Below are 13,629 nucleotides of genomic sequence, written 5' to 3'. Positions count from 1 at the left end.
CGGTATTGCGATAAAGGAACAAGGAATAACAACAAATGAAGCAATCAATGAATTTTGAGCATATCCAAAACAAATGGCCTGAGTTACATCAGCTTGCTGCATTTGCAGAAGATTATGTGATCAGCGATCCACAAAGTGCTTTAGTAAAGTTACGCTGTTTTGCTGAAAAAGTGGTTGGTTATTTGTACAAGGAGCTTCGCCTTCCGGTATTCCCGAATTCTAACATTTACGACAAGTTAACCTCAGATGACTTTACTAGTGTTGTACCGCGCTTAATTACAGACAAACTTCACGCGATCCGTAAAAGCGGTAACCAAGCAGCACACGAAGGCAAGGTCGATCAACAGCAAGCCATTTGGATATTAAAAGAAAGCTATTTTGTCGCTAGTTACCTATTTATGGCTTATGCGGGAGGCCAGCAAGAAGATTGTCCTGAATTTACGATCCCAGAACAAACAAAACCAATTGATCAATCTGGGGCAGAGTTTGTTAAAAAGAACAAACAACTTGAAAAACAGCTAGCTGAAAATGAAGCACGTTTAAAGAAAGCACTAGAGGAACTGGAAGCGTCTGAAAAAGCGCAAAAACTAGCGCAAATTGAAGCATCCAAGCTTAAACAAGCAATTGACTCTGAAAAAGTCAGCCAAGTGCAATCACTGAATAAGAAAATCACATCAAGCTTTAAGTTTGACGAGGCTGAAACTCGCGCCCGTATTATTGATATGGATTTATGTGCAGCGGGCTGGAATGTTTCACTGGACGAATCTAGCACCGATGAAGTGGGCAAAGAAGTAGATTTGCCTCATCAGCCAACGAATAGTGGAAACGGAAGAGCTGATTATGTGCTGTGGGATGATGATGGTAAGCCGTTGGCAGTTATTGAAGCTAAACGCACTCGAGAATCGGTTGAAAAAGGCCGCGAACAAGCAAAAATATATGCTGATGCGCTAGAAAAGGAATATGGTCAGCGCCCTGTAATATTCTATTCAAATGGTTACGACATTCGTATTTTAGACGATGCCCAAGGCTATAACAGTCGCAAGCTTTATGGTTATTACTCAAAAGACTCGTTGCAATACCTTATTAAGCAACGAACTTTGAAAAAAAATCTCAACCAAACGCCTATTGATACCGATGTGGCTGGTCGTATGTATCAAATGGAAACCATATCTCGTGTCTGTGAGCGTTTCACCAACAAACACCGTAAATCTCTTATCGTACAAGCAACGGGCACGGGAAAAACGCGAGTATCTATCGCGCTGGCGAAACGCCTGTTGGATGCTGGCTGGGCAAAGCGAGTTTTATTCCTGTGTGACCGTAAAGAGTTGCGCAAACAAGCGGGTAATGCCTTTAACGAATTTACTAAGGAACCTCTTTATGTCGTTGGTAAAAGCAAAAAAGAAGCAGCAAGCAGTGCTCGTGTCTTTATCGCCACTTATCCGGGTATGATGCGCATATTCCAAAAATATGATGTCGGCTATTTTGATCTGATTGTTGCCGATGAATCCCACCGTTCTATTTACAATATTTACGGCGATATTTTTAAATACTTTGATGCGTTAGAAGTTGGTTTAACTGCAACCCCAGTAGAAATGGTATCTCGTTCTACCTGTCAGCTATTTGGTTGCGACTTTAAAATGCCTACGGCTAATTATCCATTAGAACAGGCGATAGAAGACGGTAATCTGGTCCCCTATAAAATAGTGAGCTTTACCACTAAATTTTTACGTGAAGGGATCAGTAAAGACAATCTTACCGACGAGCAAATTGCCGAACTGGAAGAGCAAGGCATCGATCCCAACGAGTTAGACTTCGACGCCAAACAAATCGATGAAGCGGTCAAAAATAAAGATACCAATCGTGTGATATTGCGTAACTTAATGGAAAAAGGCTTACGTGATATGGATGGACAATTGCCCGGTAAAACAATTGTCTTTGCGCGAAATATCGCTCATGCCGAACTTATGGCTAACTTATTTGCTGAAATGTATCCGCAGTTGGGCAATAACTTCTGCCGGGTTATTCACTCCAAATATGAACGCGCTGAAGAGCTAATTGATGACTTTAAATCGACAGAAGAAAACAGCATTCGCATCGCTGTCTCGGTTGATATGCTCGACACAGGTATTGATGTGCCGGAATGTGTAAACCTCGTATTTGCAAAGCCAATTAAATCGAAAGTGAAGTTTTGGCAGATGATTGGGCGTGGCACGCGCTTGTGCAAGGATCTGTATGGCGTTGGTCACGATAAAACTCACTTCTTGATTTTTGACCACTGGGAGAACTTCGAATACTTCGATATGGACCCAGAAGAAGAGGACGTTAAACAGTCAAAATCGCTAACTCAAAAGTTATTTGAATCACGCTTGTTGTTGGCTGAAACCTCACTTAAAAAAGCCGATGTCGCAACCTTTGATGAAGTGATAAAACTCATCCATCAGGACGTATGTTCACTAGATATGAATACCATCGCGGTGCGTGACAATTGGCAAGTAGTTGAAGCGTGCAAAGACGAAAAATACCTCAACCAGTTTGCCCCAGAAACTAAAGCAAGTCTTTATGAGCATATTGCACCACTGATGCAATGGCGCAACATTATGGGACAGTCAGAAGCATATAAATTTGATAATGAAATCGCCATCATGCAAACCTTGCTATACACCGACCCAAGCCAAATCGACTTAGCTAGGCAAGCTTTAATGGTGAAGATAGAAAAACTACAAATGCATTTAAACGAGGTGCGTGCCAAGGCAAGTTTTATTGCAGATATTCAAAAAGAGGAATACTGGCAGAACCTAACAGCATCAATTAACGGTTTTGAAACACTGGAAACCAGTCGCAAGGCATTACGTAGCGTTATTCACTTAAGAGAGAAAGGCATTCAACCGCCTTCACAAGAAGTCATCTTAGACATTAGAGAAGATGAAGCTGACTATCAGGTTACGGAACGTCCTACCAAGATAGTGTCTATTGATTATCAAATCTTCCGCCAGGAAGTGGAAAAAACCTTAACACCACTATTTGAAACCGATAGCGTGTTACAAAAAATCCGTGCAGGTAGCCCTGTTACAGAAGATGATATTGCTCGCTTAAATGCCTTGGTTCACATTCAAAACCCGAATGTTGATTTAAATACCTTGAAAGAGTTTTACCCAGATTCAACGGCAAGCTTAGATAAAATTCTGCGTACCATTGTTGGCATGGATAAAGAGGCAATCGAGCAAAGCTTTACTAAATTCGTACAGCAAACTCATACCCATATGAATGCCAAACAACAGCGTTTTATTGGTTTATTAAAAAATCACTTAGTGCGCTATGGCGTTATCAAGATTGATCAGCTTTACGATGCACCATTCACTCAAGTGCATGACATGGGCTTAGATGGCGTGTTTAGTGAAGCGCAAGCCGATGTGATAGAACAGTTTATTAAACAGTTTGATGTAGATTTAGGTGATAAAAATCAAATAGTTAATAAAGAGGTGAGTGTGTAAATGAGTAATCAATTAGAAATTTACCAAAATGAAGATGGTAGCTTACAGTTAGCTGTTGCTTTGCAACACGAAAGTCTTTGGTTATCACAACAGCAGTTTGCTCAGTTATTCAATACTTCGACTGATAATATTAGTCTGCATTTAAAGAACATCTATCAATCAGGTGAACTTGATGAAATGGCAACTACCGAGGATTACTCGGTAGTTCGTCAAGAGGGAAAGCGACAGGTTAAGCGTAAATTAAAACATTACAACCTTGATGCAATAATATCCGTGGGTTATCGCGTTAATTCAACACAAGCAACGCGTTTTCGCCAATGGGCGACTAAAACACTCAAGCAACACCTTTTGCATGGCTACACATTAAACCAAGAGCGTTTAGCGCAAAACGCCAACGAACTTGAAAAAGCCTTATTACTGGTAAAACGCGCCGCTGCATTGCCACAAAATAGCGAATTTGGTGCGGGATTAGTCGATATTATTGCCAATTACACTCAAACGTTTTTATGGTTGCAGCAATACGATGAAGGCCTTCTACAAACACCTCAAGGTCAGCAAGGAGGTGAGTTAACGCAACTTACCGATGCCAAAATAGCCATTGCTGAACTTAAGCAAAATCTTATCAATAAAGGCGAAGCCACGCCGCTATTCGCACAAGAACGTGAAGATGGGCTAGCCGCAATTTGGGGGGCGCTAGAGCAAACCGTGTTTGGGGAACCTGCTTACCCAAGTATTGAAAGCAAAGCCGCACACTTGTTGTACTTTGTTGTTAAAAACCACCCATTTAGTGATGGTAACAAAAGAACCGCTGCATTTCTTTTTGTGGACTTTTTAAATAGAAACAACCGTTTATTAAATGACAATTACCAACCGGTAATTAATGACACCGGATTAGCGGCCATTACCTTGTTAGTCGCAGAATCAAACCCACAAGAAAAAGACACCATTGTCCGCTTAATCGAAAACTTATTAAGTGCGAATTAAATAACCCAATACTTTAGCAGTAGGTCGGGCTTTAGCCCGTCACAAAATACACATGATCACCACAGATGAATTTTAATGTAGGTCGGGCTTTAGCCCGTCAAAGGAAATTAACAACACATGATTACAGGTCAGCTTAAAAGCAAAATAGACAAACTTTGGGAAGAATTTTGGACAGGCGGTATTACTAACCCGCTAACGGTAATCGAGCAAATTACCTTTTTAATGTACGCCCGAATGCTGGATATGAATGAGCAGGCTGATGAAAAGCGTTCAGCACGCACCAAAATCCCCTTTACACGCCGCTTTAATGACAACGAGCAGCATTTACGTTGGCAAAACTTGCGTCACTTAGGGGCAGAAAAACTTTATAAAGTAGTTAAGGACGAACTATTCCCGTATTTCTCTAAAGCCAACGATGATGAATCAACCGAGGGCGCTATTTTCAACGAGTTTATGAAAGACGCGCAGTTGATGATCCAAAAGCAGTCGTTATTAGTGAAAGCGGTAGAGATGGTGAACGACTTACCATTAGAAAACTCTGATACCAAAGGTGACTTATACGAATATCTATTAAGTAAGTTAACCACGGCAGGTATTAACGGCCAGTTCCGAACACCACGCCACATCATTCGTGTCATGGTGGAAATGATGGACCCGGATAAAAACAGCCGCATTTGTGACCCATCAACCGGCACAGGTGGATTCTTATCTGTGTCTTATGAGTACTTACTGGAAAAATACACCTCACCAGACGGTATTGAACGAGAGCCTTTATTTGACGAAGAAGGCAAGCCGCTGCTAGACCGTGACGGCAAACACGTTGAAAACGTCTTGTATTCAGGTGACCTGATTGGCCCTGACGACAGAAAACATATTGATACCGACATGTTCCACGGCTTTGACTTCGATGCCACCATGTTACGTGTTGCAGCGATGAACCTGGTGATGCACGGTATTAAACAGCCCGATATTCATTACCAGGACACCTTAAGCCAGTCTTTTATTGAGAAGTTTCCTGCTGAGGCCAAAGAAGGCATGGAAATTATTCTCGCTAACCCGCCGTTCAAAGGCTCTCTGGATGAAGAAGATGTATGCCCGGAAATTTTACGTAAAGTAAAAACTAAAAAGACTGAGCTGCTGTTTGTTGCCTTAATTGAACGTATGCTACGCGTAGGTGGCCGCTCAGCGACTATCGTGCCTGATGGGGTATTATTTGGCTCATCAAAAGCGCACCAACAATTGCGACAATTGCTGGTGGATAATAACCAGCTTGAAGCGGTGATTTCACTGCCAAGTGGTGTATTTAAACCGTATGCAGGTGTATCAACCGCGATATTAATTTTCACCAAAGGCGGTACAACCGACCATGTATGGTTTTATGACGTACAGGCCGATGGCTTCTCGTTAGATGATAAACGCACACCCATTAAAGATAACGACCTGCCTGGCTTAGTTGCACAGTATAAAAATTACCAACAACTCCGAGACCGTCATTCCCGCGAAGGCGGGAATCCAGAAACGTTGATGCAGGCGTACGGCGACAGGACGAAAAAGGCTTTTATAGTCAGTAAAGACGATATCACCTCAAACAAATATGATCTTTCCATTAACCGCTATAAAGAAGTGGTGTACGAAGAAGAGCAATACGATCCGCCAAAGGAAATTTTAGGCAAGTTAGTGTTATTGGAAAATGAGATTTTGGCTGATTTGAAACAACTTGAGGAAATGATCTAATGACGAAAGCTGTTTTAAATCCGACCTTAAAGATGACGTGCAAGGAAGCACTAATGTCGTGGGCGCATGGATGCGCAGGAACGACGCTGGAGGCAATGCTGTGAGTTGGCCTTTAGTTGACGTAGGGGATGCAATCCAATTTATTCGCGGTATAACTTTCAAACCGGATCAAGTCGTAGAACCATTTTCTGAAGGTTCTATAGTTGTGATGAGAACCAAGAATGTTCAGATTGCTGAGTTGGCTCTGGATGATTTAATCTCGGTTCCAAAAGAACTAATGAAGCGTGATGAGCAGAAATTGAAAAATGGAGACCTTTTAATTTCCTCAGCTAATAGTTGGGAACTTGTAGGCAAGTCTAGTTTTGTTGGCGAACTAGGTTATGAAGCAACTGCTGGTGGGTTTATTTCGATTGTTCGTCCTAAAAAAAATATAATCGATGCTAGGTATTTATATCACTGGGTAATGTCGCCAAAAATTCAGCATGATATTAGGCACTGTGGCAGACAAACAACCAACATTTCAAACTTAGACGTCGGAAGATTTAAAGAGTTAAAAATACCACTACCCCCACTCGACGAGCAAAAACGTATCGCCGCGATTTTAGATAAAGCCGTCAGCGTGCGCCGCAAACGCCAACAAGCCATCGACCTCGCCGACGACTTCCTCCGCAGCGTCTTCCTAGATATGTTCGGCGATCCTGTAACAAACCCGAAGGGGTTGCCTCAAGTTAAGTTAACTGAACTCTCAGACGTAATTTCTGGATATGCGTTTAAAAGTGCTGAATATATTGACGATGGTGAAGATTCGGTAAGGCTTTGTCGTGGAGCCAATACCTTGACTGGGTATTTCGATTGGAAAGATACGGCCTACTGGAATAAAGAAAAATTAGCTGGAATTCAAAATTATAAAATAAAGTCTGGAGATGTCATTTTGGCAATGGACCGTCCGTGGATTTCTAGTGGATTGAAAGTTTGTGTATTCCCAGAAAATGAGAGGGATACGTATCTTGTCCAGCGTGTAGCGAGAATAAGACCCAAAAAACCAAAATACACTGACTTTTTGTATGCCAGCATATTGTCTAAGGCTTTTGAAAAACACTGTTGCCCGACGGAAACAACAGTGCCACATATTTCGCCTGTGGAATTGAAAAACTTTAATGTACTTGTGCCTGATGAAAAGCTCGTGGATAAATATCACGATGCAGTAGTCAAAGTACGAAAGTCAAAATTATCAATGCAAAAATCATTAGTGGAAGCATCAAATGCTTTTAACTCGTTAAGCCAAAAAGCTTTCGCTGGCGAATTGTAATGCCATAGTACTTTATTTAAGTCATCGCGAATTCAAAACTTATAGTGGTAAAAAATAGAATTAAAGATGAAAATTTTAATAAGAGATAATGGCGAAGATATCGTTGAGTTTAATCAATTAAACATACAAGGGCGCAACGCGGCTGGGGGTTATGCTTTTAATATTGTTCTACGAGGCACTCGTCATGGGGTTGAAAAAAATATCTCTATTTTTGATATTCGTTTATCAATTGCATTAGCAGAACCCATAAAGCCATTAGTTAACTTGATTCCTGCATTTCAACAGCACATTAAATGTTTCCCACACCCTAACAACGGTGAACAATTGGCTTTTGAATTAGTGTTTAGCAAAGAGCAAATCAATGCCATTGAGGAGTATCGACAATCCAGCGATTTAAAACTGAATTTTGGGTTATATGCGTTAACGCTAACTGAGAGTGTTTTAACGTCGAGCTATGATAATTCAGAGGTGATTGTTCATAGAGAACAATGGCTAAAAGCGTTAAATAGCGCTGGATTTAGACAAACCATGTTGTTTGAAGTGCCGTTACCGTCTGTTTCAAATGACTTCGTCAGCCTTTGCAGTAAAGCACAGGAATTTATCGAAAGCGGGCACTATAAAGAGTCAGTTATACAATGCCGCCATATCATCGAAAAAATAGAATCAAGTCGTGAAGATAAGTCACTCTCCTCAGCAGCCAATAAAAAAGCACATGATAGGCAAGAACGACAAGGCATGAATTCCATTGAACGCTTGCTTAGTATGAGAGAACAATTAAAAAACGTTTGTCAATTAGGTGCACATGGCGATGAAAGCTTTACACGTTCACAAGCAAAAAGCATTTTAGCCATGACAATGGCGTTGTTGGCTGAGCCAACTATTGGGTTTAGTGAATAAGCTTTAGCACCTCATAGGGATTTTATATGTCTAAATCAAAAATAACCACGCTTGATAACTTAGCCAGAAGAAGACTATCCAAGCATTTTTTCCTGCGAGATTTTCTGTTTTCAGAAACTGCCGCTGTACACGGCATTAATAATATCCCGGACGATATCGAATTAGCCGTAGAAGCAGGTACACAGCTATGTGAAAAAGTGCTGGAGCCAATCCAAGACGCATGGGGGCGACTTCATATCCGCTCAGCTTTTAGAAGCTGTGAAGTAAACCAGTTGGGTAATGAGCTAGGTGCAAATTGCGCCAGTAACGAAAAGAACTACGCAGGTCATATTTGGGACAGGCGTGATGAACATGGCAATATGGGGGCGACTGCATGTATCGTTATACCAGCCTACTTAGATTATTTTGAGAAAACAGGCGATTGGACATCATTAGCATGGTGGATTCACGCCCATATTCCAGCCTGTAAACATATGTATTTTTTCCCGAATTTATGTGCGTTTAATATTTCGTGGTACGAAGATGAAACTGCCCCTAAAAGCATTAGTTCGTATATTACCGACCCTAATACGGGCCATAAAAAACGTATCCTGACGGCTGGAGAGGTGAGTGATTTTTATAAAAAAATTCCTCTGGAACAGCGTTATGCTGCCTGTGAAGATATATTCGAACAATTGAGGAACTAAATGCGGGGCAACACTCCTCAACTAATATTCAGTGCAACAAATGCACTGAACAAATGGCTCAAGGCTGATTTACCTCGATTGCCTGTTGAGCCGGGAAAACAGGCTGGGGTTAATACCCTGTCATCCGGTTCAGACTGCTTATGTTGGCAAGTGCATATCATTGATAACCGTTACCAGTCTTATGAAAAGACCATTATCGCCTGTGAAGCGAATAGCCGTTTTACCTTTTTTCTGCCAGTGGAACAGAGGCTTTCATTGCAGGAACTGACTCAGATATTGCAAATGGAGTGGCAGGCAGTGCTTGCTGATACGTTAGAAGCGTATCAAATTATTCCGCGTTCTGAGATAGCATTGTTGTTGAGCGACCTATCCGAATTAGAGTTCAATCCTGAATGGGTAAGAAACACCGATCTTAGTATCAATGGCCATATCAGTGATGCAGGACTTTGGGTAACCGATACATTGAGTGATCGTAAACTATCTCAATTAACACCGGAATTGGCAGCAGAGCTGGCAGCTTACCTGAACACACAAACAAGACGAATTAAGCAGCGCAAAGTAAAATTTGTACCGTTAGAACGATTGCTCGGCTATTGCCGGGATCTTAGTGGCAAGGTCCGTGAAGAAGAGGCTTTGCACAGCGCAAAAATAATCAAGTTAAGTGATTATCGGAGGACGTAGACTAATCCAGCAAATGTCGGATATTCAGAAAGACATGGGCTATGTTTGACTTAGGACGCGATTGTAGACCCAGGTTTGCTCCGCTTTTGGACTAAAAACAATTAAAATCAATTAGTTACTTTTATGATTGTCTCATTATGCGGATAATTTCTTTTGCCTGTCTTTTTCAGAGTTACTGCTAATAAAAGTAGTTTGTTACCGTTTTTTTGCGCTTTATGAAATAAAACGGTAGACATCTACCGTTATGTTGTTATTTTTAGTACATGAACAGTAATAAACTACCGGTTCGATTATGCCAAGTGTCACTCTTCAATTATTTAATCAAGGTAAATGGTGGGATGCTGCCATTCTGAATTTTGCTGGAGCACAGTTAAGTAGTGCTGTGAGTCTGTCTTACTTTCCTGAATATATTGGCGCTGTTGTGCGATACGAAGCAAAGGATTGTTGGGCATGTACTGTTAATGCTCCGCTTGGCATTATCCCGACAGATTATCCAAATTGGCCGGCTTTACTCGATGATATTTTACCTGTGGGTAAATCACGAGATTGGTGGTTGCAATATCTCAATGTGGGGCGAGCTGATAATTTTCAACAAAATTATGCGTTATTAACCAATGCCTGTATGTCCCCGGTCGGGAATTTACGGATAAAGGAATCTGTACTTGCGCAAAGTCTTAACCAAGATGTGCGCTTTTCTATTAATGATGTTGTTCAGCTTCAACATGGTTTTTTGGAATATGCCAATGAACAAGGTGCAGCTGTAGGTGGTGCGACTGGTGCCGGAGGCGTTGCGCCTAAACTGTTGTTGATGTTGGACGGCAAAAATGTGTATATCGATAGTGATTTTGCAGGCAAACCGCTTCATGCAGAGCCTTACTTAACCAAATTTGCCAGAAATAACCGTACATTGAGAGACAACAATATTTTAAGGGCAGAGGGTGTTTACTACCAAGCTCTACATCATGTTCTAAAAGGAACGGGTATTGAAACTATCGATGTTTCAAGATTGAAAATTCTACAGCATGAGGGGCAAGTCAGCCTGTGGCTGCCAAGATTTGATGTGCGTATTGAAAACGGCATTGCAACCCGCCTCGGTCTTGAGAGTATTTATTCCATGATCAATGCAGGGCCTGGTAGCTACCAGGATCATTTTGCTGTGATGGAAAAAGTATGGCGCCGCATAAACGATACAACTCAAATGAACTCTGAAGAATTTACCAAACAGTACGTGGCGCGGGATTTTTTGAATTTGATATTTGGTAATTCAGTTAATCACGGCCGTAATATTTCATTTTTGAAGTTTGAGGGTGATATTCGTTTTGCGCCAATATACGATTTTGCTCCAATGAAAGCTGATTCGGAAATGATTACCCGGTTGTTTAAGTGGGAGCGCGATTGTGAGAAAGGTGGCCGGGTTAATTTTGTTCAGGTCGCTGATAAACTTAGCGATTTTTGTGATCCCCAGGCGTTAGTAGATTTCTTAACGCAACTTGCTGCACCGTTAATTGAATTACCTGATTTGCTCAAGCAGCTCGATTGCCCAGAAGAGATTTTAAATTTCCCCGCCATTGGCTTTAGTAACATCAAGAACAAACTGATTGAGATGGGAGTTTACGGTGATTAATTTAACCGCAGATGAGCGCAAAGACATCGTAGCCAGGATTGAGCATGACTTAAGAAATAACACCATTTCTTTAGGGGAAGCTGTCAAACTTATCCGCACAAACTTATATTTTATGACCCAAACTCAATACGCCAAGTTTATTAAGGTGTCTGACAAAACGTTACGGGATATCGAAAAGGGTAATACAGACCCAAGGTTATCGGTACTTAACAAAATTTTGGCACCGGGTGGCTTTAAAGTCAGCGCCCATTTTGTGCCGCGAGTAGTACAGGATTAATGGATACTTATGACAGATATATTTTTACAAGCGTTGAGCTAATCGAAGAAGATAAATGGGACGCTGCGCATAATCTGGTGCAGGACGATCCCAGTATGTTTGGCTCGTTATAACACGGTTATTTACACCGTATTGAAGGGGATATGGGTAATGCCAGTTACTGGTATCGCTGCGCCAATCAACCCATGTTAGCCAATGGCTTGGATAAGAGTTAGCCCAGAACTAAACCGTTATTATCCGCGCGCTAAATTGTCATTAAGCCTGAATATTGGGAATGATGGCTTTTAACCGTTCAATATCCGCTGATCCCACTCCATGTTGTTCAAAATAATACTGCCATTCTTGAGTGAGTTGGCGCACGTCTTCAATGATTTTTTGTGCTTTAAATGTTTTAAGTCCGAAGCGCAGAGATTGGCTAAGTAGGTTTGCTACGTTACCTTCCCGGCCATTAATACCAATTCCTATCCCATGCATTTGGGAATTGTTTACAGGCAATACGTCAAACGCGGGGGATAAGCGCCAGTGAGCTTGATCAAACGGGTAAAGTAATGCGTGGTTGCGCGAGTGATCATCGGTGTTACCCATCAGTACGTTAAAAACCATGCGGTAGTAAAGGTCGTGCGCATCGGTAGGCTCTGCGCCGTTTTTCATTATAAATTCGGCGAGTTGGCCATAGCTGTAGGTGGTGCTCAACACGGCTGAATTGACTTTATTTTGGCTAAATACTGAATTGGCACTGAGATAGTGGCAATTAGGCTTGCCTTTGTGTAAGTCAAATCGCTCAACCAACAAAACATCACCATTAGGTGTCGTTTGTACTTTTGTAGTCGCGACACGACAGGGTAATTCATCCAGCATGCGCATTGCGGCATGTTCTACTTTGACAATATTGATAATGTCATCAGGTCGGTTGAATTTGGCAAGATAGGTAATATCGCCGTCTTGAACAATGGTTTTAGGTCTGGCACCACCCATGCTGGAGCCATATTCAAATGCTTTTTTAGCCTCGGGTGAAATGTCTTCATCAGCCAAAATGGCATCTTTGGCTTTAAGCAGCATGGGCAAATCACCCAAGGTATTTTTATTGTATTTGGGCTTTGAGTTGGTGCTTGAAAGGCTAAATACCAGTGCTCCCACTCCCATGCCAGAGCCTGCAAGCAAAAACTCCAGTGCATTTTTAGGTTTAGTGCTGTGGAGGGATAATATTATTTTTTTCCCCCATGAATCAGCTCCGGCGTCAGACAGCACACCAAATAATCCTTGGTTAAACTGGGTTGAATGTTCCTGATCTGTTAAAGGCAGGTTTACCGGATCAAGCGCAAAGGCATTGGGGCGGTTCAGGTAACTTTTACCATAGCGGAAGCGGCCTTTTTTAGTGGCTTCATCTATTTGAATAACGCCACAAACGATAGGGGCATCTTCTAGCCCATCTATAAAAACATAGGCTTTAGAAGTCATTGTCCAGCTCACTGATTGACTTACGTGATTTACGGCTCAGCTTGATTGTGGTGTTACTGAGTTGTTGGTCGATCACTTCCTGAATATCATCAATTAAATCAAGATGTTCTAATACCAAAAACAGTGATTCAGCACTCACACTTTTACCATTTTCCATCGATGATATGGTATTGCGACCAACACCGACGCGCTGCCCTAGTTCTTGTTGATCCATCGTGGCACTTCGCGTGTTTTTAATGAGTTTACCTATAGAAATAAGTAAGTGTTGATGTTTATGCATGATATTTTGTGCATTAAATATTTATTGATTGAAATATAGTGCATTGCATGATTTTGTCAATGATTGATTATTTATGCACAAGATGGTTTATGATTAATAAAATAAACATAAGTATGCTTTGTATGGGGCTTGTAATTTATGCGTTGAGCCTAAATCAAGTCATTTTCCCGTAACGACTTTTGCTTAACCTGATATGCAATGGTGTCCA

At 41.5% G+C, this 13,629-nt stretch carries 11 protein-coding genes; 9 read left to right on the top strand and 2 right to left on the bottom strand.

The window, feature by feature from the left end; genetic code table 11:
- The first annotated feature begins 35 nt into the window (after positions 1-35).
- The 9 genes from H8B19_RS10900 (at position 36) to H8B19_RS19240 (ending at position 11,683) form a co-directional block, all read left to right on the top strand.
- Positions 36-3,491 (top strand): DEAD/DEAH box helicase family protein, encoded by a 3,456-nt coding sequence (locus H8B19_RS10900; protein WP_186506911.1) that lies wholly within the window; start codon positions 36-38, stop codon positions 3,489-3,491.
- The gene (locus tag H8B19_RS10895; protein WP_186506910.1) at positions 3,492-4,475 is read left to right on the top strand and encodes a virulence RhuM family protein/type II toxin-antitoxin system death-on-curing family toxin; all 984 of its coding nucleotides are present in this window, start codon (positions 3,492-3,494) and stop codon (positions 4,473-4,475) included.
- A 117-nt stretch (positions 4,476-4,592) separates the two neighbouring features.
- Positions 4,593-6,209: a type I restriction-modification system subunit M gene (locus H8B19_RS10890; protein WP_186506909.1), complete on the top strand. Its 1,617-nt coding sequence runs from the start codon at positions 4,593-4,595 to the stop codon at positions 6,207-6,209.
- 58 nt (positions 6,210-6,267) lie between these two features.
- On the top strand, positions 6,268-7,518 hold the full coding sequence (locus H8B19_RS10885) for a restriction endonuclease subunit S (protein WP_186506908.1): 1,251 nt from the start codon (positions 6,268-6,270) through the stop codon (positions 7,516-7,518).
- 66 nt (positions 7,519-7,584) lie between these two features.
- Positions 7,585-8,415: a hypothetical protein gene (locus H8B19_RS10880; RefSeq protein WP_186506907.1), complete on the top strand. Its 831-nt coding sequence runs from the start codon at positions 7,585-7,587 to the stop codon at positions 8,413-8,415.
- Positions 8,416-8,441: 26 nt separating this feature from the next.
- Positions 8,442-9,101: a peptidase M15 gene (locus H8B19_RS10875; protein WP_186506906.1), complete on the top strand. Its 660-nt coding sequence runs from the start codon at positions 8,442-8,444 to the stop codon at positions 9,099-9,101.
- The gene (locus H8B19_RS10870) at positions 9,102-9,782 is read left to right on the top strand and encodes an amino acid adenylation (protein ID WP_186506905.1); all 681 of its coding nucleotides are present in this window, start codon (positions 9,102-9,104) and stop codon (positions 9,780-9,782) included. It begins immediately after the preceding gene.
- A 292-nt stretch (positions 9,783-10,074) separates the two neighbouring features.
- Positions 10,075-11,406 (top strand): HipA domain-containing protein, encoded by a 1,332-nt coding sequence (locus H8B19_RS10865; protein WP_186506904.1) that lies wholly within the window; start codon positions 10,075-10,077, stop codon positions 11,404-11,406.
- Complete coding sequence (locus H8B19_RS19240) at positions 11,399-11,683, top strand: helix-turn-helix domain-containing protein (protein WP_186506903.1); 285 nt, start codon at positions 11,399-11,401, stop codon at positions 11,681-11,683. Before H8B19_RS10865 ends, H8B19_RS19240 begins: the two co-directional genes overlap by 8 nt.
- Positions 11,684-11,938: 255 nt before the next feature.
- On the opposite strand, the gene H8B19_RS10855 is transcribed toward H8B19_RS19240, so the two are convergent.
- Both H8B19_RS10855 and H8B19_RS10850 read right to left on the bottom strand, forming a co-directional pair.
- Positions 11,939-13,141 carry a type II toxin-antitoxin system HipA family toxin gene (locus tag H8B19_RS10855; protein WP_186506902.1) on the bottom strand — a complete coding sequence of 401 codons (1,203 nt, stop codon included), beginning with the start codon at positions 13,139-13,141 and terminating at the stop codon, positions 11,939-11,941.
- A complete protein-coding gene (locus H8B19_RS10850) occupies positions 13,131-13,355 on the bottom strand; it encodes a helix-turn-helix domain-containing protein (protein ID WP_241737568.1) in 225 nt (74 codons plus the stop codon). The genes H8B19_RS10855 and H8B19_RS10850 overlap by 11 nt, the downstream gene beginning before the upstream one ends.
- Between the last annotated feature and the right edge of the window lie 274 nt (positions 13,356-13,629).

The organism is Neptunicella marina, assembly GCF_014270035.1.
Taxonomy (GTDB): domain Bacteria; phylum Pseudomonadota; class Gammaproteobacteria; order Enterobacterales; family Alteromonadaceae; genus Neptunicella; species Neptunicella marina.
The sequence above is the reverse complement of the archived record's forward strand: the minus strand, read 5'-3'. Positions and strand labels throughout refer to the sequence as shown.

Bases quoted from the DNA above. Each gene is read 5' to 3' on its own strand.
- H8B19_RS10880 (WP_186506907.1), top strand. From the start codon at position 7,585: ATGAAAATTTTAATAAGAGATAATGGCGAAGATATCGTTGAGTTTAAT.
- H8B19_RS10870 (WP_186506905.1), top strand. From the start codon at position 9,102: ATGCGGGGCAACACTCCTCAACTAATATTCAGTGCAACAAATGCACTG.
- H8B19_RS10890 (WP_186506909.1), top strand. From the start codon at position 4,593: ATGATTACAGGTCAGCTTAAAAGCAAAATAGACAAACTTTGGGAAGAA.
- H8B19_RS10855 (WP_186506902.1), bottom strand. From the start codon at position 13,141: ATGACTTCTAAAGCCTATGTTTTTATAGATGGGCTAGAAGATGCCCCT.
- H8B19_RS10865 (WP_186506904.1), top strand. From the start codon at position 10,075: ATGCCAAGTGTCACTCTTCAATTATTTAATCAAGGTAAATGGTGGGAT.
- H8B19_RS10875 (WP_186506906.1), top strand. From the start codon at position 8,442: ATGTCTAAATCAAAAATAACCACGCTTGATAACTTAGCCAGAAGAAGA.
- H8B19_RS10850 (WP_241737568.1), bottom strand. From the start codon at position 13,355: ATGGATCAACAAGAACTAGGGCAGCGCGTCGGTGTTGGTCGCAATACC.
- H8B19_RS10895 (WP_186506910.1), top strand. From the start codon at position 3,492: ATGAGTAATCAATTAGAAATTTACCAAAATGAAGATGGTAGCTTACAG.
- H8B19_RS10900 (WP_186506911.1), top strand. From the start codon at position 36: ATGAAGCAATCAATGAATTTTGAGCATATCCAAAACAAATGGCCTGAG.